The organism is Rathayibacter sp. VKM Ac-2928, from assembly GCF_022815545.1.
GTDB lineage: Bacteria > Actinomycetota > Actinomycetes > Actinomycetales > Microbacteriaceae > Rathayibacter > Rathayibacter festucae.
This window is the reverse complement of record NZ_JALGRU010000001.1, coordinates 1,272,746-1,296,793: the sequence shown is the minus strand read 5'-3', so window position 1 is coordinate 1,296,793 and position 24,048 is coordinate 1,272,746. Positions and strand designations below refer to the sequence as shown.

Genomic DNA, 24,048 nt, shown 5'->3' with positions numbered 1-24,048 from the left:
GTTCGTGGGAATCGGCGTCCAGTCTAGCCAGGGGCACCGACGCTCCCTCCGCTCAGGCCCCGGGCGACGCGGTGGGCGAGGCGGTGGGCGAGGCAGTGATTGTGCCGGTGCCGAAGAGGCTCGTGCCGTGCTTCAGCAGCGCCTCGTAGGCGCCCTGGTAAGTGGTCGGCAGGTCGTCGCCGGGCTCGCCGTAGCGGGCGAGCAGCAGGCCCATCAGCCCGAGGGCCGGCGGGCTGAGCGGCTTGTCCCTGTTCGCGTTGGCCGGGTGCGGCGGGGTCGCCTCCGGATTCGGCGGCAGGTACTGCGGCACGGTGGTCGGCCAGTCGTCGATCTGCCGCGGGGTGTCGAGGGTGACCACGCCGAAGAGGTCGGGCGCGTCCGCGTCGCGCGCCGTGAGCGGCTCGAGCCCGTGCAGGCGGCTGAGCGTGCGGATCAGGGCGCCGTGATGCATCTCGTCGTGCAGGATCGTGCCCGCCCGCGTGTAGGCCGAGATCGCGATCGCCGGCACGCGGCAGCCGAGGCGGTCGAAGCCGAATCCCATCTCGCCCTCGCGGCCGTCGCCGGGCGGGGTCGCGGCGGGCGGCGGCACGTGGTCGTAGAGACCGCCGTGCTCGTCGAAGGTGGCCAGCAGCAGGGTGTTGATCGCGTTCGAGCCCGTCGTCGACGCGCTCTCGCGGATCGCCGAGTAGATCTCGTGCAGCAGCAGCTCCCCCGCGCGCACGTCGGAGAGCGCGCTGTCGTAGAGCGGCTGCCCGTCGACCTCGTCCTCGTGCAGGACGCCCGTCGGCGGGTGCATGTCGTTGTGGTCGAAGACGAGCCGCGGCTCGACGAAGGCGTAGTCGGGCAGCTCGCCGTTCGCGACGTCCGCGTGGAACTGCTCCATCGGGGCGAAGTTGGTCTTCCAGTACTTCTCGAGCGCCGGCGCGTGCAGGAAGCCGGTGTAGGAGACGACCTGGAGCGCGTCGAAGTAGACCCGCCAGCTCTTCCCGGCCTCCTCGAGGCGGTTGAAGACCGTCGGCGCGTCGGCGAGGTCGTCGGCGAGCCACTTCTCGTAGCCGCCGCCGTGCTTGTTGGTGACGAAGCCGTGCGAGGTCGAGGCGTGGAAGAACGAGCGGTTGCAGAAGGTCTGCGAGGGGACGGCGCAGAACCAGTGGTCGAAGACGGCGAACTCGCGGGCCAGTGTCGAGAAGACGGGCAGCATGTCGGGCGAGAAGCCGCCCATGATGGTGCCGTACTCCTCGCGGGTCGGCTCCTCGCCCTTCTTCAGGTGGCGGAGGTTCTGCACGTAGTCCTCGAGGAACCCGCTCATCGTCGGCGCGGAGGCGTCGGCGGGCGCGTTGTAGGGGGCCGTCATCGCGCCGACGGACGCCCCGGCGTTCGACGGCGGGTCGATCGTGCCGAAGAGCTGGGTGTTGACGTGCGGGTACTCCTCGCCCGGGTCGGGATCGGGCTGGCGCATGACGGTGTCGGTCGCGCCCTGGTAGACGTGCGCGGCGACCGTGTCACCCGCGGCGGTGGTGTTGGAGTGCTCGCCGCTCTGCAGGCCCTCGAAGGTCGCGCCCGCGGGCGGGCCGTCGGCCGTGTAGAGCTGCCCGAGGATGTTGTCGAAGGAGCGGTTCTCGAACATCACGACGACGACGTGGTCGAAGCCCGGCTCGCTGCGCTCGGGCAGCGGCGATTCCGCCTCGCGGTCCCGGCCGGAGGCGACGGCCGCGCCGATCGCTCCGCCGGTGAGGCCCGCGGCGGCGACTCCGCCGGCGACCGCGCCGCCGGCCAGGAAGCGGCGGCGGGAGCGCGAACGAGGGGCATCGTCTCGCGGGGTGCGATCGCCGCCGCCGTCGGTGCCGCTCATGCGTCCCGCCCTTCCCGCGTGCTGCGGATCCGTGCCTCCCGGGAGTGTAGCGACGCGCCCGGGGCGGCGGCTCGGAGCATCATGAGGGCCTGATCGACGTCGATGGGCGCGCCGCTGACGCCTGCCGCGGCGAGGGCTGCGGCCAGGGCCGGCCCGATCGAGCGCTCCCGGTCCTCCGGCGCGAAGGCGGGTGCCGTGCGCGGGTAGCGCGACAGCGGCCGGGCGGGCCCGGAGAGCGCCTCGGCGACGGCGAGCACGCCGTCGTCCGCCAGCGCCCGGCGGTCCGCGGCGAAGCGGGCGCGGTGCAGGAGGGCGGGAGTCGCCGGGCCGAGCCGGGCAGTCAGACGATCACCGGGCCGCGCGCTCGAGGCGATGAGGAGGGCCGGGACGTCGCCGGGGCGACCGGCCGGTCCGCGCGCGATGACGAGCAGGAGCACTCGGCGGCCGGCCGACTCCGCCGCCCGGACCGCGTCGACGGTCTCGTGCAGGAGCCGCTCGGCGACCCGCGCGTCCGCGGACCGCGAGGCGCTCGGATCGTCGGCGGCGGCGAAGTCGGCCGGATCGACGAGCGAGCGGGGCTCGACCAGGACGACCGGCGGCAGGGTGCCCGCGGCGGCCGCCTCCGCGAGACGGGAGAGCGGGAGAAGGACTCCCTCGGCGGCGGCGACGGCCGCGGGGTCGTGGTGCGGCCACTCGGGGTCGGCGAGCAGCGTGGTCGAGACACCCTGCCGGTCGTCGACGACCAGGCACCAGGGGGTGCCGACGTGCCTGGCCGAGTCGAGCAGTGAGCGGAGCGGGTCACGGCCGTCCGCGCGCCAGTGGTCGGCGCGCGCGAACGACTGCGCGAGCAGCGTGTGCACGGGGAGCATCGCGTGGGCGAAGCGGTCGCCCTCGGTTCCGGGGCCGGGGGCGGTCAGCACCTCGTCGGTGCCGCCCGCGAAGTCGGTGCCCGGCTCGCCGTCGAGGGCACCGAAGACCTCCCGGCGCGGCCGGCCGGCGAAGGAGACGACGACGAGGTGGTCGATCCGGGCCAGTGCGGCGGCGGCCTCGCGCTCGCGAGTCGTGAGCGGCACGGCGCGGGCGGCGGCGTCCAGCGCGGTCGAGGCGGCCTCGGCGAGGGAGCGGCGGAGGAACGCCCGCCGCTCCTCGCCGGGCCGGTCAGGCATCCGCGTCGGGGGTCTCCTCGGCGGCGGGCGCATCGGCGGTCGACGCATCGGCGGTCTCGTCGGCCGGCGCCTCGGCGGCGACCGGGTCGGTGCCGTCGGCGGCGGGCGCGTCGGCCACTGGCGCGTCGCCGGCCGTCTCCTCCGAGGCCGCCTCCTCGGGCAGCGCGATCGCCTCGGGCCCCTCGGTCACGAGCAGGTGGAACTCCGCGGCGGTGATGATCCGCACGCCGAGCGCCTCGGCCTTGCCGAGCTTGCTCCCGGCACCGGGCCCCGCGGCGACGTAGTGCGTCTTCTTGGACACGCTCGAGCCGGCCTTGCCGCCGGCGGCGAGGATCGCCTCCTGTGCCCCCTCGCGGCTGTAGCCCTCGAGCGAGCCGGTCGCGACGACGGTCAGCCCGGCGAGCACGCCGCCCGCGGCGTCGGCCGCGCCGGGGCCGGGGTGGCCGGGCGTGGCGAACTGCACGCCGGCCTTCGCCCAGCGGTCGACGATCTCGGCGTGCCAGTCGACCTCGAACCAGGCGAGCACCGCGTCGCCGATGATGCCGCCGACGCCGTCGACCGCCGCGAGCTCCTCGCGGCTGGCCGCGCGGATCGCGTCGAGCGAGCCGAAGTGCCCGGCCAGGGCGCGGGCGGCGACCGGGCCGACGTGCCGGATGCTGAGCGAGACCAGGAAGCGCCAGAGCGGCGAGGTCTTCGCCTTCTCGATGTTGGCGATCAGCGCGAGGCCGGTCGTCGAGGGCACGTACTCGGCGTCGCCGCCGAACACCTCCGCCTCCGGGTCGAACGGGCCGTCGCGCTTCTGCCGCTTGCGCTTGAACGGGCCGACGACCTTCGCCTCGCCCCGGTCGTCGAGCTTCTGCAGCCCGGTCTCGCTGTCGCGGACGACGACCTCGATCGGGAAGACGTCCTCGATCCGCAGCTCGAACAGGCCCGCCTCGGTGTCGAGCGGCGGCTCCGCGGGCACGAACGGCTGGGTCAGCGCCGCGGCGGTCACCTCGCCGAGCACCTCGATGTCGAGCGCGCCGCGGCTGCCGATGTGCTCGACGCGGCCGCGCACCTGCGCGGGGCAGGAGCGGGCGTTCGGGCAGCGCAGATCGACGTCGCCCTCCTTGGCGGGAGCGAGGGTCGTGCCGCACTCGGGGCACTGCGTCGGCATCACGAACTCGCGCTCGCTGCCGTCGCGCAGCTCGATCACCGGGCCGAGCACCTCGGGGATGACGTCGCCGGCCTTGCGCAGGACGACGGTGTCGCCGATCAGCACGCCCTTGGCCTTCACCACGTCGGCGTTGTGCAGCGTGGCCTGGCGCACCTCGGAGCCGGCGACCTTGACCTTCTCCATCTGCGCGAACGGGGTGGCCCGGCCGGTGCGGCCGACGCTGACGACGATGTCGAGGAGCTTGGTGTGCACCTCCTCGGGCGGGTACTTGTAGGCGATGGCCCAGCGCGGGGCGCGGCTGGTGGCGCCGAGCTCGTCGTGCAGCTCCAGCTCGTCCACCTTGACGACGACGCCGTCGATCTCGTGCTCGACCGAGTGGCGCTCGCGGCCGTACTGCTCGACGAAGGCGAGGACCTCGTCCACCGACTCCGACACCCGGTTGTGCGCGCTGACCGGCAGCCCCCAGGAGGCGAGCAGCCCGTAGACCTCGGACTGGCTCTGCACCGGCGGGTCCGGCCAGGCGCCGATGCCGTGCACGTAGAGCGCGAGCGAGCCGACGCGCGCCTCGCCGGCGCGGAGGTCGAGGCCGGACTTCTTGTCGAGCTGCTGGCGGAGCCCGCCGCTCGCGGCGTTCCGCGGGTTGGCGAAGGTGGGGAAGCGGCGCAGGGCGCTGTCGCGGACCCGCTCCTCGTCGAAGGGCTTGCGGGTGGCGCTCGGCCGGGCCGACCAGCGCTCGCGCGCCTCCTCGACGGCCTCGTCCCGCAGGGTCTCTTGCAGGGCGTTCAGTGCCGCGAACTCGCGCACGGGGATGAAGACCTCGCCGCGGACCTCGACCAGCGCGGGGTGCCCCTCGCCCGCCAGCTGCTGAGGGATGCCCGCCACGCGCAGTGCGTTGACGGTGACGTCCTCGCCGGTCCGCCCGTCGCCGCGGGTGGCCGCGGTGACGAGGCGGCCGTTCTCGTAGTGCAGCGAGATGGCGAGGCCGTCGATCTTGAGCTCGGTCAGCCAGGCGACCGGGCGGGCGGCGGAGGCGACGGTCTTGTCGCACCACTCGCGCAGCTCCTCGGCCGAGAAGACGTTGTCGAGCGAGAGCATCCGCTCGGCGTGATCGATCGGGTCGAGACCGGCGGCGACCACTCCCCCGACGGTCTGCGTCGGCGAGTCCTCGCTGGCCAGCTCGGGGTGCGCCGTCTCGAGCTCGGCGAGCTCGCGGACCAGCGCGTCGTACTCGGCGTCGGCGAGCGGCGAGGCGTCGGCCGCGTAGTAGTCCTCGCTCGCCGAGCGGATCCGCGCGCGCAGCTCGTCGACGCGCTGCGCCGGATCGAGGTCCGCCGCCGGAGTCGCGCCCGCCTCGGACGTCGCGGCCATCAGAGCACCGCCCCGCTCGCGGAGGCACCGACGAGGTCGGCCGCGACCGTGCGGTCGATGGTGCACTGGCCGAGCACGCGGGTGCCGAGGTAGACGACGGCCGTCTGGCCGGGGGCGACGCCGTCGAGCGGCGAGTCGGGAGTGATCACGAGCTCCACCTTCCCAGAGACGTCCGACACCACGGCGGTCGCCGGGACCGGGTCGGCGTGTGCGCGGATCTGCACGTCGCAGCGGAACGGCGTCGACGCGTCCTCCGGCGCCGCGCCGGCCCAGGTGAAGCGCGCGCCGGCGATCTCGCCGATGCGCAGCGCCTCCCGCGGACCGACGACGACCTCGTTCGTCTTCGGCCGCACCTCGAGGACGAAGCGCGGTCGTCCGTCCGGCGCGGGCACGCCGAGGTGCAGGCCCCGGCGCTGACCGACCGTGTAGCCGTGGGCACCCTCGTGGGCCCCCACCACCGCGCCGTCGCGGTCGACGATCGCCCCGGTCTCGGGGGCGACGCGCTCCGAGAGCCAGCCGCGGGTGTCGCCGTCGGGGATGAAGCAGATGTCGTAGCTGTCCGGCTTGTTCGCGACGCTCAGGCCGCGGCGGGCCGCCTCCGCGCGGACGACCGCCTTCGACGGCGTCGAGCCGAGCGGGAACATCGAGTGCTCGAGCTGCGTGGTGGTGAGCACGCCGAGCACGTAGGACTGGTCCTTCGCCTCGTCGCTCGCGCGGTGCAGCTCGGGGCTGCCGTCGGCCGCGGTCTCGAGGGAGGCGTAGTGGCCGGTGCAGACGGCGTCGAAGCCGAGGTCGAGCGCCTTCTCGAGCAGGGCGGCGAACTTGATCCGCTCGTTGCAGCGCATGCACGGGTTGGGGGTGCGGCCGGCGGCGTACTCGGCCACGAAGTCGTCGACCACGTCGAGCTTGAACCGCTCGGAGAAGTCCCACACGTAGTAGGGGATGCCGAGGACGTTCGCGGCGCGCTGGGCGTCCATCGAGTCCTCGATCGTGCAGCAGCCGCGGCTGCCGGTGCGCAGCGTGCCGGGCATCCTGCTCAGCGCGAGATGCACGCCGACCACCTCGTGCCCCGCCTCCACCGCGCGGGCCGCGGCCACCGCCGAGTCCACTCCACCGCTCATCGCCGCAAGAACCTTCACCGTCCGAGTCTACGAGCGGGCGGCGGGCGTGCGGTGTGCGCGATTCGCGGCGGTCCGTCCCCCGTCGCGTCCGATCTGCAGGCGATCGCGTGCGTTCGGTGCAGACCTGCACGGAGGAGCGGGCGACTCGCGCCGGACGCCTGCACAACGGACCGGGCGGGCGGGCGCGCGGAGGCGGCGTCAGCCGGGCAGCACGGCGCGGCTGGACAACCCGGCGCGGGCCGCCCGCGCGTACGCGTCCGGCAGCGCCGCGAGCAGCGCGTCGACGTCAGCGTCCGTCGTGGTCCAGCCCAGCGTCATCCGGAGCACGCCGCGCGCCTCGTCCTCGCTGCGGCCGAGCGCCAGCACCACGTGCGAGGGCTCGGGGATGCCCGCCGTGCAGGCCGAGCCGGTGGACACCGAGACGCCCGCCATGTCCAGGAGGAAGAGGAGCGAGTCGCCCTGCGCACCGGGGAAGGCGACGTGCGCGTTGCTCGCGACCCGCCGGCCGGAGTCGACGGCCGGCCCGGTCAGCGTCGCACCGGGGACGGCCGCGAGGATCCCCGCGACGAGCCGATCGCGCAGAGCCGCCAGTCGCAGCGCCTCGCCGGGCAGCTCCGCGACCGCGTCCATCACGGCCGCCGCGAACGCGGCTGCCCCGGGGACGTCCTGGGTGCCCGAGCGGACGCCGCGCTGCTGGCCGCCGCCGTGCAGCACCGGCACGACCCGGGCGTCGCGCGCCAGGATGAGGGCGCCGGTCGCGATCGGCCCGCCGACCTTGTGCCCCGAGACGCTGACCGCGACGAGACCCGCGCCGTCGCGGGAGCCGGAGGCGCGCCGCACCGCCGCGATCTCGAGCGGCACGTGGCCGAGCGCCGCGACCGCGTCGAGGTGCAACGGCACGCCGGCCCGCGCGCAGACCGCGGCCAGCTCGGCGACCGGCGCGATCGTGCCGATCTCGTTGTTCACCCAGAGCGCGGAGACCAGCGCGACGGAGCCGGGATCCGCGGCGAGCGCCGCCTCGAGCGTCTCGGGCCGCAGCGTCCCCTCCGCGTCGAGCGCGAGCCACTCGATCCGGGCTCCCTCGTGGGCCGCGAGCCACTCCACCGTGTCGATCGTGGCGTGGTGCTCGCCGCCGGGCACGAGGATGCGCGTGCGCGCCGGGGACTCCGCGAGGCGCTGCCAGTAGAGGCCCTTGAGCGCCAGGTTGATCGCCTCGGTGCCGCCCGCGGTGAGGATCACCTCGATCGGCTCGCAGCCGAGGGCGACGGCGATCGCCGAGCGGGCGTCCTCGAGCCGGCGGCGCGCCTCCTGGCCCGAGCCGTGCACCGACGAGGGGTTGCCGGGCTGCGCGGACGCCTCGGCGAAGGCGGCGAGCGCCGAGGCCCGGAGCGGGGTGGTCGCCGCGTGGTCGAGATAGATCATGGCGCCCTCCGTCCCGCGTCCGGGGTGCGGAGCAGGTCTCCGGCCCCTCACTACTGTAGGTCGCATGCAGACACGCGACTCCCTGGCCCGCCTCGGAGTCGTCGTGGACGCGGAGGGCGGTGAGCTGCGGGTCTGGTCGGAGCACGCGACCGCCATCGATCTGCTGCTCTACGACGAGAAGGACCCGAGCTGGGTCACCCGCACGGTGCCGCTGGTGCGCGGGGAGGACGCCGTCTGGTCGGCCCGGGCCGCGCAGCTGACCGTCGGCCGCCGCTACGCGATCAAGGTGGACGGGCCCTCCGGCGTCCCCGGGCGCTTCGATCCGCGGGTCCCCCTGCTCGAGCCCTACTCCCGCGGGCTGCACCGGGTCGCCGAGAACGAGTGGCGCTCCGTCGTCGTGGACGACTCCTTCGACTGGGGCTCCTCCGAGAAGCCGCGCACGCCGCTGGATCGCACCGTGATCTACGAGGCGCACGTGAAGGGCCTGACCAAGCTCAACCCGGCCCTGCCCGTCGAGCTGCGCGGCAGCTACGCCGGCCTCGCGCACGAGTCAACCGTCTCGTCGCTCCTCGACCTCGGGGTCACCGCCGTCGAGCTCCTCCCCGTGCACGCGTTCGTCTCGGAGCAGCGGCTGCTGCGCCAGGGGCTCACCAACTACTGGGGCTACAACACCCTCAACTTCTTCAGCCCGCACGCCGCCTACGCCTCCCCCGCCGCCCAGCGCGGCGGCCCGACCGCGGTGCTGCGCGAGTTCAAGGGCATGGTCAAGCTGCTGCACGAGGCCGGGCTCGAGGTGATCCTCGACGTCGTCTACAACCACACCGCCGAGGAGGGGCCACAGGGTCCGCGCTCGAGTCTGCGCGGGATCGACGACCAGGCGTACTACCGCCAGACCGGCGAGGGCCACTACATCGACGTGACCGGCTGCGGCAACACCATCGACTTCGGCCGGCCGGTCGCGCAGCGCCTGGTGCTCGACTCGCTCCGCTACTGGTCCGACGAGGTCGGGGTCGACGGGTTCCGTCTCGACCTCGCGGCGACGCTGGGGCGGGACGAGATCGCGCACTTCCAGCGCGACCACCCGCTGCTGCGCGCGGCCGTCGAGGACCCGTCGCTCGCCGACGTGAAGATGATCGCCGAGCCCTGGGACGTCGGCATGGGCGGCTGGCAGACCGGCAACTTCCCGGACGGCTGGTCGGAGTGGAACGACCGCTACCGCGACCGTGCGCGCAACTTCTGGCTCTCGGACATCGACTACGCCCGGCGCGCGGGAACGGCGCCGGTCGGCATCGGCGGCTTCGCGACCCGGCTCTCCGGCTCGTCGAACACGTTCTCGCTCGAGCGCGGGCCGCTCGCCTCCATCAACTTCGTCACGGCGCACGACGGCTTCACGCTCGCCGACCTGGTCTCCTACAACGTCAAGCACAACATCGGCAACGGGGAGTCGAACCGCGACGGCGCCGACACCAACCGCTCATTCAACCACGGCTTCGAGGGCCCGACCGCCGACGACGGCGTCAACCGGGGCCGGCGGAAGGCGATGCGGAACCTGCTCGGGACGCTCCTGCTCTCGGCCGGCGTCCCGATGATCACCGCCGGCGACGAGTTCGGCCGCAGCCAGCGCGGCAACAACAACGCCTACTGCCAGGACTCCGACCTCACCTGGCTGCGCTGGGACGGGCGCAGCGACTGGCAGCTCGAGCTGCGGGAGCACGCACGGACGCTGATCCGCCTGCGCCGCGAGCACCCGGCGCTGCGGCCCTCGCACTACGGGCGCGGCGGTGCGGTGACACCGGGAGCCACAAGCATGCAGTGGTTCGACGCGCACGGGCGGACGATGTCGGAGCACGACTGGACCTCGGCGGAGAACCGCACGCTGCAGTACCTCGCCGCGTCGACTCCCGAGACGGAGGAGTTCGACCGCGTCCTGCTGATCGTGCACGGAGTCGAGGCGGACACCTCGGTGGTCCTCGCCGAGAGCGAGGGGGTCACCGGGTACACGCGACTCTGGAGCAGCGAGGAGTCGGTGCCGCTCGAGCACGGCGAGTCGTTCGAGCCGGGGCAGGTCGTCCGCGTCGCCGGCACGTCGATGCAGCTCTTCGCCGCGCACGGCCCGCGTCCGGCCGCCGCGAGCTGATGAAGGGCGGACCGGGGACTCCGGCGACGCTCGCGCTGACCGCGGCGGGGATCGCCTTCGTGCCGCGCGAGTACCGGCACGATCCCGGGGCGGCGAGCTACGGCGGCGAGGCGGCCGAGGCGCTCGGGGTGGAGCCGGAGCGGGTGTTCAAGACGCTGCTGGTCGACGTCGACGGCGAGCTGGTCGTCGGCATCGTGCCGGTGACCGGGCAGCTGGGGCTCAAGGAGCTCGCGGCGGCGGTCGGCGGCAAGCGAGCCGCGATGGCCGACCCGGCGCTGGCGCAGCGGGGCACCGGCTACGTGCTCGGCGGCATCTCGCCGATCGGGCAGAAGACGCGGCACCGCACGGTGCTCGACGAGACGGCGGAGCTGTACGACACCGTGCTCGTCTCGGGCGGGCGGCGCGGCTTCGACATCGAGCTCGCGCCGGCGGACCTCGTCGCCGCGACGGGCGCGACCCTGGCGGACATCGCGCGCTGAGCGGGGCGGGTCTCGATACGCCGCTGCGCGGCTACTCGACCAGCATGCATCTGAGAGGACGCTTCGCGGCAGCTCCACCGGCATGCACTGAGGCCACGTCAATACTGATCGAGCAGCCCGCGCAGCGGGCTTCCACGCTGATCGAGTAGCCCGCGGAGCGGGCGTATCGAGATCCACCACCGTCAGAACCTGAGTCTGCAGACCAGCCCTTCTGGTGACGTCGGGTCTCGATACGCCCCTGCGGGGCTACTCGACCAGCATGTCGCGGCGCAGCCGCGTCCTTCAGCTCACCACTGAGACGCGGAGCGGCTTCCCCGCTCGAGACGCCGCTGCGCGGCTACTCGACCGGCATGGGGCGCGTCAGCCGGCCGCCGCGACCAGGCCGAGCTCGGCCGAGCGGGCGAGCAGCGGGTGCCGCGGCACGACGCGGACGGTGTAGCCGAAGGAGCCGCTGCGGTCGAGGACGATCTCGCCGGCGTAGGGCACGCGGCCGACCGCGTCGGCGGGCACGACCGCGCCCGACTCCTCGGCGACCTCGAGCTCGTGCAGGCGCACGTCGACGAGCGAGCCGTCCGCCGCGGTCGTGCCGGAGACGACCTGCACCACGACGTCCTCGGGCGAGAGCTCTCCGAGGCGCACTCCCGCGCGCAGGGCGAGCCGGTCGCCGCGCTGGGGCACCGCGTCGATGCCGCCGGACTCCACGGAGGCGACCGCCACTCCCGGCCAGCCCGCGCGGACCCGCTGCTTCCAGGACGACAGCTCCTTGGCGGGCTCGAAGTGGTCGGCCGCGATCTCGCGCCCGGCCTCCGCGGCGGGCTGGTAGAGCGCCTCGACGTACTGGCGCACCATCCGCTCGGCCGACAGCTCCGGCGAGAGCGTCGCCAGCGTGTGCCGGATCGAGCGCACCCAGCGGCGCGGCACTCCGTCGTGATCGCGCTCGTAGTAGCGCGGCACGACCTCGCTCTCGAGCAGCTCGTAGAGCGCATCGGCCTCGAGCGTGTCGCGCGACTCCGGGTCGAGGTCGCGGTCGGAGGACGGGATCGCCCAGCCGTTCTCGCCGTCGAAGTACTCGTTCCACCAGCCGTCGAGGATCGACAGGTTCAGCGAGCCGTTCAGCGCGGCCTTCATCCCGGAGGTGCCGCAGGCCTCGAGCGGACGCAGCGGGTTGTTCAGCCAGACGTCGGTGCCCGGGTAGAGCAGCTGCGCCATCGCGATGTCGTAGTCGGGCAGGAAGACGATCCGCCGGCGCACGTCCGGCTCCTGCGCGAAGCGGACCAGCTTCTGGATCAGCCGCTTGCCCTCCTCGTCGGCGGGGTGCGACTTGCCGGCGATCACGATCTGGATCGGGTGCTCCGGGTGGGTCAGCAGCGCGCGCAGCCGCTCCGGGTCGTGCAGCATCAGCGTCAGCCGCTTGTAGGTGGGCACTCGCCGGGCGAAGCCGATGGTGAGCACGTCCGGGTCGAGCAGCTCGTCGAGCCAGGCCGGAGTGAGGCCGCCGGGGTTCTGCTCGCGCCAGCTGCGGGCGGCGCGCGCCCGGGCGTCGCGCACCAGCTGCTCGCGCATCGAGCGCCGCGCCTGCCAGAGCTCGCCGTCGCTCAGGGCGCCGGACGCCCAGTCGGCGCGGGTGGTGTCGTCGGTGCCGAGCCGGTCGCGGGCGAGACCCCGGAGGATCGGATCGGTCCAGGTCGCCGCGTGCACGCCGTTGGTGACCGAGCCGATCGGCACCTCCGCCGTGTCGAAGCCCGGCCAGAGACCGGAGAACATCGAGCGGCTCACCTCGCCGTGCAGCTTCGAGACGCCGTTGGAGCGCTGCGCCAGGCGGAGCCCCATGAACGCCATGTTGAAGACGTCGCTCGCGCCCCCCGTGGTCGACTCGGAGCCCAGCGCCAGCACGTCCTCGATCTGCACGCCCGGCAGCAGCTCGGTGGTGAAGTACTGCTCGATCATCCCGCGGTCGAAGCGGTCGATGCCCGCCGGCACCGGCGTGTGCGTGGTGAAGACCGTGCTCGCCCGGACGACCTGCAGCGCCTGGTCGAAGTCGAGGCCCGAGCCGATCAGGCCGGAGATGCGCTCGAGCCCCTGGAAGCCCGCGTGCCCCTCGTTGGTGTGGAACACCTCCGGGAGCGGCGTGCCCGAGACCTCGGCCCACAGCTCGAGGGCGCGCACGCCGCCGATGCCCAGCAGCAGCTCCTGCAGGAGGCGGTGCTCGCCGCCGCCGCCGTAGAGCCGGTCGGTGACCGTCCGCAGGGCGTCCTCGTTCTCGCGGACGTCCGTGTCGAGGAGCAGCAGCGTCACCCGGCCCACCTCGGCCCGCCAGACCCGCGCGTAGAGCGCGCGCCCGTCCGGCAGGGCCAGGACGATCCGCGCCGCCGAGCCGTCGGCCAGCCGCACGATCCGCAGCGGCAGGCCGTCGGGGTCGAGCGAGGGGTAGGACTCGAGCTGCCAGCCGTCGGCGGAGAGGCCCTGGGAGAAGTAGCCCGAGCGGTAGAAGAGGCCGACGCCCGTCAGCGGGACGCCGAGGTCCGAGGACGCCTTGAGATGGTCGCCCGCGAGGATGCCCAGGCCGCCGGAGTACTGCGGGAGCGCCGCGGCGATGCCGAACTCGGGCGAGAAGTAGGCGATCGAGCGCGGCGCCGACTCCGGCAGCGACTGGTACCAGCGCGGCTCGGTGCGGTAGCGCTCGAGGTCGTCGCGGAGGCGCCAGGCGTCGTCGACGAAGCCCTGGTCGCGGGCCAGCTCGGCGAGGCGCTCGGGCGCGATCGCGCCGAGGAGCGCGGTCGGGTCGCCGCCGCTGCGCTGCCACAGCTCGGCGTCCGCCCGCTCGAACAGGCGACGGGTCGGCTCGTGCCAGGCCCAGCGCAGATTGCCCGCCAGCTCGCCGAGCGCGGACAGCTCGGGCGGCAGGACCGATCGGACGGTGAAGCGGCGGATGGCCTTCACGGCACTCCTCGACTCTCTGCCGGTACGACGACCGGCTGATCCCGGCGACTGCGGACCCCGGCGAGCACCCCCTGCGGACGGCCGGGGCGGTCGCGCTCGCACACTGTAGCGGAGTGCCCGCGGGCGCCGTCGGCCGTGGCGCAGGCCCTTTTGCACAGCGGCGCGCGCGTTCGCAACCGGCGTGCCAAAGGCATCGCCGGTCGCTACTGTCGTGACGTGGCTCAGACACCTTTCGGCAAGGCTTCGCACGGCAAGGACGCACGACGAGCGGCTCGGGGAGGTGCGGCCCGGGAGGAGACTCCCGCCGCGCAGACACCCCTGTCGCCCGAGGCGGCGGCACAGGATGCGCAGGATCGCACGGCACCGGCACCGGCTCCGGCCGCGCAGGCGCAGGCGCCCGTGGCACCGGGGACGGCCGACGCGGCGCCGGCTCCCGAGGCTGCGGCGGAGACCGCGGAGCAGTCCCCTCCGACCGGCTCCGGCTACCGGGTGCGCGCCGAGCGCATCCCGATCATCGACCCGCAGCCGCGGCTCGAGGACGACCGCTGGCCGGCGAAGGCCTTCGTCGGCGAGGTCGTCCCGTTCGCGGCGACGGCGTTCCGCGAGGGTCACGACCTGATCGGCGTCGACCTGCTGCTCACCTCCCCCGCCGGCACCGAGTCGGAGCACCGGATGGCACTGATCGCCACCGGCACCGACCGCTACGGGCGCCTCGTCCTCCTCGACGACGAGGGCGACTGGACGTACCGCATCCGCGCCTTCGCCGACGACTGGGCGACCTGGCTGCACACCGCCGAGGTCAAGATCCCGGCCGGCCTGGACATCGCCGTCACCTTCGCGATCGGCGAGGGCCTCCTCCGCACCGCGGCCGGCGACGACTCCCGCTCCGAGGCCGAGCGCTCCCTCCTGTCCGACGCGGCGGCCACGGTCGCCGACGAGTCGCTCTCCCCCGAGGCGCGCCTCGCCGCGGCCGAGGATCCCGCCGTGCACGGCGCCTTCACCGCGCGTCCCGTGATGAGTCTCGCGAGCGTCTCGGAGCCGCGCACGGTGCACGTCGAGCGCACCCGCGCCGGCGTCGGCGCCTGGTACGAGTTCTTCCCCCGCTCGGAGGGCGCGGTCCGGAACGAGGACGGCACCGTCACCTCCGGCTCCTTCCGCACCGCGATCGACCGCCTCCCCGCCGTCGCGGCGATGGGCTTCGACGTGCTCTACCTGCCGCCGATCCACCCGATCGGCCGCAACTTCCGCAAGGGCCCGAACAACACGCTGAACGCCGGCCCGGGCGACCCCGGCTCGCCGTGGGCGATCGGCGCCCCCGAGGGCGGGCACGACGCGATCCACCCGGACCTCGGCACGGTCGAGGACTTCACCGCCTTCCACGACGCCGTCACCGCCGCGGGCCTCGAGCTCGCGCTCGACTTCGCGCTGCAGGCCTCGCCCGACCACCCCTGGGTGACCAGCCACCCGGAGTGGTTCACGACGCTGCCGGACGGCTCGATCGCCTACGCCGAGAACCCGCCGAAGAAGTACCAGGACATCTATCCGATCAACTTCGACAACGACCCCGAGGGCATCCGCCAGGAGGCGCTGCGCGTCCTGCGGTACTGGATCTCGCTCGGCGTGAAGATCTTCCGCGTCGACAACCCGCACACGAAGCCGCTCGACTTCTGGGAGTGGATCATCCACGAGGTCAACGCCGAGAACCCCGAGGTCGTCTTCCTCGCGGAGGCGTTCACCCGCCCGGCGATCATGCGGGCGCTCGGCAAGGTCGGCTTCCAGCAGTCGTACTCGTACTTCACCTGGCGCAACACCAAGGAGGAGCTCGAGGAGTTCTTCACGAGCATCTCGCACGAGACGGCCGACTACATGCGGCCGAACCTCTTCGTGAACACGCCGGACATCCTCACCGAGTACCTCCAGTACGGCGGCCGCTCGGCCTACAAGGTCCGCGCCGCGCTCGCCGCGACGGCCTCGCCGCTCTGGGGCGTGTACGCCGGCTACGAGCTGATCGAGAACGTCGCGCGCCCCGGCGCCGAGGAGAACATCGACAACGAGAAGTTCGAGTACAAGACGCGCGACTGGGCCGCGGCCGACGCCGCCGGGACCACGATCGCCCCGTACATCACCCGGCTCAACGAGATCCGCCGGGCGCACCCCGCGCTCGCCCAGCGCCGCAACCTGCAGGTGCACGGCAGCGACGACGACGCGATCCTCGTCTACTCCAAGCACCTGGACCGCGCGTTCACCGGCACCGGCAGCGACGACACCCTCCTGGTCGTCGTCAACACCGATCCGCACTCGGCGCGCGAGACCACGGTGCACATCGACCTGCCGTCCCTCGGGCTGGACTGGAGCTCGACCTACGAGGTCGAGGACCTGATCACCGGTGCCGTGTGGACCTGGGGCAGCGACAACTACGTGCGGCTCGACTCCTTCGTCGAGCCCGCGCACATCCTGAGCGTGAAGGCGGACGGACGATGACGGTTCCCGAGGGCAAGGGCACGAGCCCGGCCGAGAGCACGGACGAGAGCGAGCGCGGGACGGGGCCGGCGCAGAACGTCGTCCCCGCCGAGGCCGGCAGCCCCGCCGACGCGGCGGACGTCGAGCCGCGCACGGAGACGGTCGTGACGACCGGCACGAGCTCGGCCACGACCACGGGCGCGCACGTCGCGGAGCCCGCGGCCGAGGAGTCGTCCGCGGCGCCCGAGCGGCTCACCCCGCCCGAGCCCGTCGCGCCGCCCGAGCGGCTCCTGCCGCCCGAGCCGACCACGGCGTCCGCGACCCCCGAGCCGCTCACGCCGCCGGAGCCGACCGCTCCGTCCGCGACCCTCGAGCCGCTGACGCCGCCGGAGCCGACCGCCGCGGCCGACGCACCGATCGCCGAGACGAGCGACTCCGACCCCGCCCCGGCGCCGGACGCCGAGGTCGACGCGCTCCCCGAGTTCCCCGAGTGGGTCCTCCAGCAGCTGGCGACCGGCAGCAACGCGCTCCCCCACGACGTCCTGGGGCAGCACCCGCTCCCCGGCGGCGGCGCGGTCGTCCGCGTGCGCCGGCCGCTCGCCGACGCCGTCACGGCCGTCCTGGCCGGCGGCGTCCGCGTCGAGCTCGAGCACCTGCACGACGGCCTCTGGCAGGGCGTCCACGACGAGGACCCGCAGGCGTACACCGTCGAGGCGCACTACGGCGACGGCTCCTCCTGGACCGCCGAGGACCCGTACCGCTTCTCGAAGACGGTCGGCGACTTCGACCTCTACCTGATCGGCGAGGGCCGGCACGAGCGGCTCTGGGAGGCGCTCGGTGCGCGGCACCGCGAGCACGAGGGTGTCTGGGGCACCTCGTTCGCCGTCTGGGCGCCGCACGCCCAGGCCGCCCGCGTCGTCGGCGACTTCAACGACTGGAGCGGCGAGGGCCACGCCCTGCGCAACCTCGGCGTCAACGGCGTCTGGGAGATCTTCGTCCCCGGCGTCGAGCCCGGCGCCTCCTACAAGTTCGACCTGCTCTCGCGGGACGGCCGCTGGGTCCGGAAGGCCGACCCGATGGCCCGCGCGACGGAGGTGCCGCCGGCGACCGCCTCGCGCGTCCCCGTCTCCCACCACCGGTGGAGCGACTCCGGCTGGATGGAGCAGCGCGCGAGCATCGACCCGCACACCCAGCCGATCAGCGTCTACGAGATGCACCTCGGCTCCTGGAAGCCCGGTCTCGGCTACCGCGACCTCGCCGATCCGCTGATCGAGTACGTCACCACGCTGGGCTTCACCCACGTCGAGTTCATGCCGCTCGCCGAGCACCCCTTCGGCGGCTCCTGGGGCTACCAGGTCACCGGCTACTACGCCGCGTCGAGCCGCTTCGGCACCGCCGACGACCTCAAGTACCTGATCGACCGGCTGCACCAGGCCGGCATCGGCGTGCTCGTCGACTGGGTGCCCGGGCACTTCCCGAAGGACGACTTCGCGCTCGCCCGCTTCGACGGCGAGCCGCTCTACGAGCACCCGGACTGGCGCCGCGGCGAGCAGATGGACTGGGGCACCTACGTCTTCGACTTCGGGCACACCCAGGTCCGCAACTTCCTCGTGGCCAACGCGCTGTTCTGGCTCGAGGAGTTCCACGTCGACGGCCTGCGGGTCGACGCCGTGGCGTCGATGCTCTACCTCGACTACTCCCGCAAGGAGGGCGAGTGGCTGCCGAACCAGTTCGGCGGCCGCGAGAACCTCGAGGCGATCAGCTTCCTGCAGGAGGTGAACGCCACCGCGTACAAGCTCTACCCCGGCATCATGATGATCGCCGAGGAGTCCACCAGCTGGCCCGGCGTCACCCAGCCCACCGTCTCCGGCGGGCTCGGCTTCGGGCTCAAGTGGAACATGGGCTGGATGAACGACTCGCTGCGCTACATGGCGAACGACCCGCTGTGGCGCCAGTACCACCTGGGCGAGATCACCTTCTCCTTCGTCTACGCCTTCAGCGAGCAGTTCGTGCTGCCGATCAGCCACGACGAGGTCGTGCACGGCAAGGGCTCGCTGATCCAGAAGATGCCGGGCGACCACTGGCAGCAGCTGGCCAACGTGCGGGCCTACCTGGCGTTCATGTGGGCGCACCCGGGTAAGCAGCTGCTCTTCATGGGCCAGGAGTTCGGGCAGTACTCGGAGTGGTCCGAGGAGCGCGGGCTCGACTGGTGGATCCTCGACCAGCCCAGCCACCGCGGGCTGTGGAGCCTCGTCGGCGAGCTGAACCGGCTCTACCGCGAGGTCCCGTCGCTGAACGAGCTCGACAACGACCAGGCCGGCTTCGAGTGGATCGACGGCGGTGCCGCGGCGCCGAACGTGATCTCCTTCCTCCGCAAGGACAAGGCCGGCCGCGCGGTCGCGGTCATCGTCAACTTCTCCGGCTCGCCGGTGCACGGCTACCGCGTCGGCCTCCCCGAGGCCGGCCGCTGGGAGGAGCTGCTCAACACGGACGCCGAGATCTACGGAGGCTCCGGAGTCGGCAACTTCGGCGCCGTCGAGGCCCGCGACGAGCCCTGGGCGGGCCGACCCGCCTCGGCCGAGCTGATCCTGCCCCCGCTCGGCGCGCTCTTCCTGCGCCACCTGGGCTGACCGGCACCACCCCACCCGGAGGCGGGCGGAGCGGACGCACACGCGTCCCTCCGCCCGCCTTCGTCGTCGTGCCGGTCGGGCGGCCGCTCAGCGGACCGGGCCATGCTGATCGAGCAGCCCGCGGAGCGGGCCACCGCATGCTGATCGATCTGCATGCGCAACGGGCCACCTCATGCTGATCGAGTAGCCCGCGGAGCGGGCGTATCGAGATCCCCCGGCGTCAGAAGCCGAGTCTGCAGACCGCCCTGCAGAGGACCTGGGGTCTCGATACGCCCCTGCGGGGCTACTCGACCAGCATGCACGGACCCGCCGTGGATGGGAGATCGAACTCTCGCCGAGACCGACAGCTGTTGCGTAGGGGGCCAGGCGCGGGATAGCGTCGAGCTAGAGATCGTTCTCCCGCCCGCGCGCGGGGCACCACCGCGACTCCCCGATGAAGAGGACTCCCCCGTGAGAAGAAGAATCCTGACCGCGGCCGCCGCGGTCGCCACCGTCGCCCTCGCCCTGACCGGCTGCTCCTCGGGCGGTGGCGGCGGCGCGTCCGACGACCCGAACGCCGAGGTCCAGTTCTGGTCCTTCACCGGCATCCAGGCGAAGGACAACGTCAGCGAGTATCTGGCCAAGAAGCCCGACGCGAAGGTCAAGCTGACCGAGGTCGGCTCCTCGCAGGAGACCGCCACCGCCCTGACCGCCGCGCTCGCCGGCGGCAAGGTGCCGGACCTGGTCATGATCCAGGGCGACGACCTGCCCCGCTTCGTCGAGAACAGCGCCAACTTCCTCGACCTGCGCACCCTCGGCGGCGACGACCTCGACGCCTCCTATCTGAAGTGGGCCGCCGACGCCGGCACCGCGCAGGACGGCTCGGTCGTCGGCATCCCGACCGACGTCGGCGGACTGAGCTTCGCCTACCGCGCCGACCTCTTCGAGCAGGCCGGCCTCCCGACCGACCCTGCCGAGGTCGCCGCGCTCTGGAGCGACTGGGACGGCTTCCTCGCGACGGGCGAGAAGTACACCGCCGCGACCGGCAAGCCGTTCGTCGACAACGTGGAGACCAGCGTCTTCTACTCGACCATCAACCAGGTGACCGAGAAGTACTACTCCCCCGACGGCGAGCTGGTCTACGACACCAACCCGCAGGTCGAGGACGCCTTCGACACCGCCGTGCAGGCGCACGACGCGGGCATCAGCGCCGGCATCGCCGCGTTCTCCTCGGGCTGGGGCCCCGGGCGCGCGAACGGCGCGTTCGCCGTGACCGTCGCTCCCTCGTGGATCCTGCAGGGTATCAAGACCGACGCCCCCGACACCGCCGGGAACTGGCGGGTCACCACGGTCCCCGGCGTCGGCGGCAACTGGGGCGGCAGCGTCATCGCCATCCCGGCCCGCGCCGAGCACCCCGAGGCCGCCTGGCAGTACATCGAGACGATGATGTCGGCCGAGGGCCAGGAGGACCACTTCGCCACCTCGGGCACCTTCCCGGCGGCGACCGACGCCCTCGAGAGCGAGAGCGTCCGCGCCTACACGGACCCGTTCTTCGGCGACTCGAAGATCGGCGACGTGATCGCCACCTCCGTCGAGCAGTTCCCGTCCTTCGTCAACGGGCCCGACACCGGCGTGATCGGCGCGGCGCTCTCCGGCGCCCTGGTCGAGCTGGAGTCCGGCAACGTCTCGTCGGCGGACGCCTTCTCCTCCGGACTCGACAGCGCACGCCAGGCCGTCGGCGGCTGACGCTCCCCCGATGGACGACGACGCCCCCGAGCCCTGCGGCCCGGGGGCGTCGTCGTTGAGCGGTGCGGTTCGGCGACCTCCGGTCAGGCCTCGTCCCCGCGCGCCACCGCGGTGCGCCAGGTGTCGATGAGCACGACCGACCCGAGCATCACGAGCGCGAGCGCCACCGAGGCGAGAGTGTCGGTCAGCCAGTGGTAGCCGAGGTACAGGCGGGCGACGACCTGGCCGGCGATCATCCCGAGCGAGAGCGCGAAGCCGCCGATCGCCCAGACCGGCGAGGAGCGGCGCGAGGCGAGCAGGAAGGTCGTGATCAGGAAGAAGTCGCAGACGCCGGTCACGTGGCCGGACGGGAAGGAGAACGTCCCGTCGGCCCCGAGCAGCATGTACTCCACGGGCGGCCGCATCCGCTGCACCAGGTGCGCGGCGAGCTGGACGCTGAGCATCCCCGTGATCATCCCGCCCGCGAGCAGGAGCGGCCGCCAGAGGTGCCGGGCGAGCGCGATCCACAGCACGAGCACGCCGAGGATGATGATCGGCAGGAAGACCGGGCCGAACACCGTGGCCAGCGTGTCCATCACCACCGTCCCCTCCGCGAAGCGCTTCGCGCGGAACCACTCCGAGACCGCGGGGTCGAGCGCCGCCAGGCCGGTGCCCGTCGCGACCTGGACGATCAGCGCGGCGAAGAGCACGAGACCGACCGCCACCGAACCGCCTCCCGCGCGCATCAGGCGGCGGCGGGCGGGCTCCGTCATCTCCCGCTGCTCGACGAGGAATCGCTGGTGGAATCGGGCGCTCGGGGAGAGGGCGGCGGTGCTCATCCGCTCACCCTAGGGGTCGGTGGCGAGCGCCCCGACCGCACTCCGCGGTCGGTGCTCAGCCGCCGATCCCCTTCCCGTACGTCGCCCAGCTGGTCGCGCGCATTGTCAAGAGCGGATAACCGCCCCTCGGATCGGGGACCATCGAGGGATGGCCACCAGCGGAGCACCCCTCGAGGGCCGGCACGTCCGATTCATCCGCTACACCCGCACCCGCGACGGCTGGACCAGCGAGACCGTGCACGGGCGCCTCGAGGGGCACACGCCGGCGACCTGGCAGCTGCGGGTCGTCGACGAGCTGCGCGAGCTGCCCCGGGACGAGTGGGCGCTCTACCGCCCCTGACCGGACGCCCGCATCAGCGGCCGAGGGTGCTGCTCGGGTACTCGCCGAAGCGCGCGGCGTAGGCGGCGGAGAACCGGCCGAGGTGTCCGAAGCCCCAGCTGCGTGCCGTGCCGGCGACACTCGAGCGCGCCGGATCGCCCAGGCGCAGGTCCGCGTGCACCCGGTCGAGGCGCACGTCGCGGACGTACTGCAGCGGCGTGGTGCCGAGCAGGCGCTGGAACGCGACCTGCAGACCGCGCACGCTGAGGTGCGCGGCTGCGGCGATCTCGATCGGTCCGATCGGGAGATGCGCGTTCTCGTGCACGAACTCGACGGCGGAGCGCATCCCGGCGTTGCTCGGGGCGAGCAGGACCTCCGGGAGCGCCGCGCCCTCGGGCGGGTACAGCTCCAGGAACGCGGCCGCCGCCCGGCGGGTCAGCCGGTCCCAGAGCAGCGGCGTCACCCGGCCGGTGCGGATCGCCGTGGAGATCTCGCCGATCACCGCGTGCCACTGCGCCACGGCCTCCACGCCGTGGCGGTGCAGGTGGTCGAAGCGGAGCGCGCCCGTGCGGCGGTAGCCGTGCTCGCGGGCGCTGCGGTCGACGTGCTCACGGCTCAGGTGCACGAGCTTCTGGTCGTAGTCGGCGTAGGAGAAGACGAACGGTCGATGGGCCGGATTCAGGAGCGGCACACCACGCGTCACCGGCATCGCGTCCCGGTGGACGTCGACGATCCCCCTGCCCTCGACCAGCCACTGCACGACGTAGTCGCCGCCGGCCGGGTCCTCCCCGGTGGTCGCGCCGCGCATCTGCGAGGTGCGCAGCGTCATCACCGGGTCGCCCAGCGCCGCGTAGCGGAACGAGAACGGCTGCTCGGTGGCCGCCACCGACCACCCCGTCCCCGAGTAGAAGCCGCCGAGGACCTCGGAGGCGCGCTCGAGGTCGGTGCCGACCGCCTCGATGCGGATGCTCCCCCGATCCTCCCGTGCGGAGTCCGGAGCCCGATCAGTCGCCATGCTGCGCTCTCGTCCGCTCCGGCCCACCGGGCGGGTCGAGCACGGTCGCGAGCTGCTGCAGGGTCGAGAGCACGGACTCGACCACGGCGTCGTCGAGCTGCGCGACGAGCGCCGACGCATCCCGGTCGGCAGGGCCGAACGCCTCGTCGATCGCCTCGCGACCGCGTGGAGTGAGGGCGAGCCAGCGCCGTCGGCCGTCGGACTCGTCGTCGACGCGGTGCAGGTAGCCGGCCGCGACCAGCCGTTTGGCGGCCATCGACGCCGCAGCGCGAGTGACGTCGAGCCAGTCGGCGAGCTGGCCGAGGGTCACCGGGGAGCGGCCGGTCCGCGCCACGTACTGCAGGGCCGCGATGTCGGTCGCGCCGAGGCCGAGCTGCACCCGCCCTCGGGCGGTCAACCGGCGCTGGGCGTCCTGCGCGTGCACGACCGCCTCCACGAGGCGCGCGGCCCGGTCTCCGCTCGGCTCGAACTGCAGGTGCTCCGCCACTGCTCCCCCTTCCGCCCGTGCCGATCCGCGGTAGCCGCCGCCGTGAGCGACCTCCCGGTGCGAGGAGTGCGCTGAGCGGACAACCGCACAGGAAGGAGATACCGGCAAAAAAGTTACCTTGTCTGCGTCGATCCGACAATCCGATCCGCCCCAGACCCCGGCAGACAGGACGACCACCATGGAACTTCTCCGCGGTCGATCCGCGCCGACCCGAAGCGATCCGCCGGATCGGCTGACCGCGGGACCTCGCGTCGACTCCGAGCGCCGGGTGTCCACTCCTCACTCGGCACGCACCGCCCCTGAGGCGCCCGACACGAGGCGGGACCGGTCGTCCTCGTCCGTGTTCCTCCCGCAGCGGCGAGCCCCCCGCGCTCATGTCACCGTTTCGGTGACACTGATGGGGATGCTGTCACCGTTCCGTACCTCCCTGAGCCGTCGTCGTGCCGGTGGTGGCCCCCGTGCCTGAGGACTCGGTCGACGGTGTGTTCGTCTCCTGGGTGGAGTCCCTGCCCGACGTCACGGACGAGGAGGCGGCGGTCCTCCAGGCCGTCGGCTTCCTGAGCGCTAGCCTGCGGATCTCCGCCGACGTCGCCTTCCTCACGCTGCGCGCCGAGGCGGCGTCGAGCGGTCTCGACCTGCCGATCGTGGCCCGCGAGGTGCTCGTCCACCAGCGCAGCATCACCGCCCCCCGCTCCGAGAACTGCTCCTGCGGCTGAGCGCGACGCCCCGCCCGAACGCTGCCGACCCCGCCCCGACGCGGCCCCCGCATGCTGATCGAGTAGCCCGCGCAGCGGGCGTATCGAGATCCACCACGGTCGGAACCAGCAGCGCCGGTCCCCTCCACCTGCACCAGCGGGCCCCGCTGAGCCCTGCGCACTGCTCGACCCGCGACCTCAGGCCTCGCCCTTGCTGCCTCACGCGAGGAGCAGCTCGCGCAGCGGCACGATCGCAAC

Annotated in this window: 16 protein-coding genes; 7 read left to right on the top strand and 9 right to left on the bottom strand. The window is 73.3% G+C overall.

Going from position 1 to position 24,048, the window contains the following annotated elements; translation table 11 throughout:
• Positions 1-52: 52 nt before the first annotated feature.
• The 5 genes from MT350_RS06040 to MT350_RS06020 all read right to left on the bottom strand — a co-directional run bounded on the left by MT350_RS06040 (position 53) and on the right by MT350_RS06020 (position 8,085).
• Positions 53-1,852 carry an alkaline phosphatase family protein gene (locus tag MT350_RS06040; RefSeq protein WP_243615532.1) on the bottom strand — a complete coding sequence of 600 codons (1,800 nt, stop codon included), beginning with the start codon at positions 1,850-1,852 and terminating at the stop codon, positions 53-55.
• Positions 1,849-3,018: a hypothetical protein gene (locus MT350_RS06035; protein WP_243615531.1), complete on the bottom strand. Its 1,170-nt coding sequence runs from the start codon at positions 3,016-3,018 to the stop codon at positions 1,849-1,851. Before MT350_RS06035 ends, MT350_RS06040 begins: the two co-directional genes overlap by 4 nt.
• The gene (gene ligA, locus MT350_RS06030; protein WP_243615530.1) at positions 3,011-5,542 is read right to left on the bottom strand and encodes an NAD-dependent DNA ligase LigA; all 2,532 of its coding nucleotides are present in this window, start codon (positions 5,540-5,542) and stop codon (positions 3,011-3,013) included. Before ligA ends, MT350_RS06035 begins: the two co-directional genes overlap by 8 nt.
• Entirely contained in the window at positions 5,542-6,681 is a 1,140-nt protein-coding gene (mnmA, locus tag MT350_RS06025) for a tRNA 2-thiouridine(34) synthase MnmA (protein WP_243599131.1), read from the bottom strand. Before mnmA ends, ligA begins: the two co-directional genes overlap by 1 nt.
• A gap of 180 nt (positions 6,682-6,861) precedes the next feature.
• Entirely contained in the window at positions 6,862-8,085 is a 1,224-nt protein-coding gene (locus tag MT350_RS06020) for a cysteine desulfurase family protein (protein ID WP_243599130.1), read from the bottom strand.
• 64 nt (positions 8,086-8,149) lie between these two features.
• Here MT350_RS06020 and glgX point away from each other — a divergent pair, with 64 nt between their 5' ends.
• Positions 8,150-10,222 (top strand): glycogen debranching protein GlgX, encoded by a 2,073-nt coding sequence (gene glgX, locus MT350_RS06015; protein ID WP_243599129.1) that lies wholly within the window; start codon positions 8,150-8,152, stop codon positions 10,220-10,222.
• Positions 10,222-10,701 carry a Cys-tRNA(Pro) deacylase gene (gene ybaK, locus MT350_RS06010; protein WP_243615529.1) on the top strand — a complete coding sequence of 160 codons (480 nt, stop codon included), beginning with the start codon at positions 10,222-10,224 and terminating at the stop codon, positions 10,699-10,701. Before glgX ends, ybaK begins: the two co-directional genes overlap by 1 nt.
• Positions 10,702-11,061: 360 nt before the next feature.
• On the opposite strand, the gene glgP is transcribed toward ybaK, so the two are convergent.
• Positions 11,062-13,641, bottom strand: a complete 2,580-nt coding sequence (gene glgP / locus MT350_RS06005) for an alpha-glucan family phosphorylase (RefSeq protein WP_243599128.1) — start codon at positions 13,639-13,641, stop codon at positions 11,062-11,064.
• Between the two features lie 399 nt (positions 13,642-14,040).
• Between glgP and MT350_RS06000 the strand changes: the two genes are divergently transcribed.
• The 3 genes from MT350_RS06000 (at position 14,041) to MT350_RS05990 (ending at position 20,456) form a co-directional block, all read left to right on the top strand.
• Positions 14,041-16,122, top strand: coding sequence for an alpha-1,4-glucan--maltose-1-phosphate maltosyltransferase (locus MT350_RS06000; RefSeq protein ID WP_374204647.1), 2,082 nt, complete (start codon positions 14,041-14,043; stop codon positions 16,120-16,122).
• Positions 16,119-18,731, top strand: a complete 2,613-nt coding sequence (gene glgB, locus MT350_RS05995; protein ID WP_243599127.1) for a 1,4-alpha-glucan branching protein GlgB — start codon at positions 16,119-16,121, stop codon at positions 18,729-18,731. The genes MT350_RS06000 and glgB overlap by 4 nt, the downstream gene beginning before the upstream one ends.
• Before the next feature lie 450 nt (positions 18,732-19,181).
• Positions 19,182-20,456 (top strand): ABC transporter substrate-binding protein, encoded by a 1,275-nt coding sequence (locus tag MT350_RS05990; protein WP_243615528.1) that lies wholly within the window; start codon positions 19,182-19,184, stop codon positions 20,454-20,456.
• An 83-nt stretch (positions 20,457-20,539) separates the two neighbouring features.
• Here MT350_RS05990 and MT350_RS05985 read toward each other — a convergent pair whose 3' ends face one another.
• On the bottom strand, positions 20,540-21,274 hold the full coding sequence (locus MT350_RS05985; protein ID WP_123736867.1) for a phosphatase PAP2 family protein: 735 nt from the start codon (positions 21,272-21,274) through the stop codon (positions 20,540-20,542).
• Between the two features lie 148 nt (positions 21,275-21,422).
• Here MT350_RS05985 and MT350_RS05980 point away from each other — a divergent pair, with 148 nt between their 5' ends.
• Positions 21,423-21,614 carry a hypothetical protein gene (locus MT350_RS05980; RefSeq protein ID WP_243599125.1) on the top strand — a complete coding sequence of 64 codons (192 nt, stop codon included), beginning with the start codon at positions 21,423-21,425 and terminating at the stop codon, positions 21,612-21,614.
• A 13-nt stretch (positions 21,615-21,627) separates the two neighbouring features.
• Here the strand turns inward: MT350_RS05980 and MT350_RS05975 are convergent, their stop codons facing one another.
• Together MT350_RS05975 and MT350_RS05970 are read right to left on the bottom strand one after the other, a co-directional pair.
• Positions 21,628-22,608 carry an AraC family transcriptional regulator gene (locus MT350_RS05975; protein WP_243599124.1) on the bottom strand — a complete coding sequence of 327 codons (981 nt, stop codon included), beginning with the start codon at positions 22,606-22,608 and terminating at the stop codon, positions 21,628-21,630.
• Positions 22,598-23,095, bottom strand: a complete 498-nt coding sequence (locus tag MT350_RS05970) for a MarR family winged helix-turn-helix transcriptional regulator (protein ID WP_243599123.1) — start codon at positions 23,093-23,095, stop codon at positions 22,598-22,600. The genes MT350_RS05975 and MT350_RS05970 overlap by 11 nt, the downstream gene beginning before the upstream one ends.
• Before the next feature lie 458 nt (positions 23,096-23,553).
• On the opposite strand from MT350_RS05970, the gene MT350_RS05965 reads away from it, so the two are divergent.
• On the top strand, positions 23,554-23,811 hold the full coding sequence (locus MT350_RS05965; RefSeq protein ID WP_243599122.1) for an ANTAR domain-containing protein: 258 nt from the start codon (positions 23,554-23,556) through the stop codon (positions 23,809-23,811).
• Positions 23,812-24,048 lie beyond the last annotated feature (237 nt).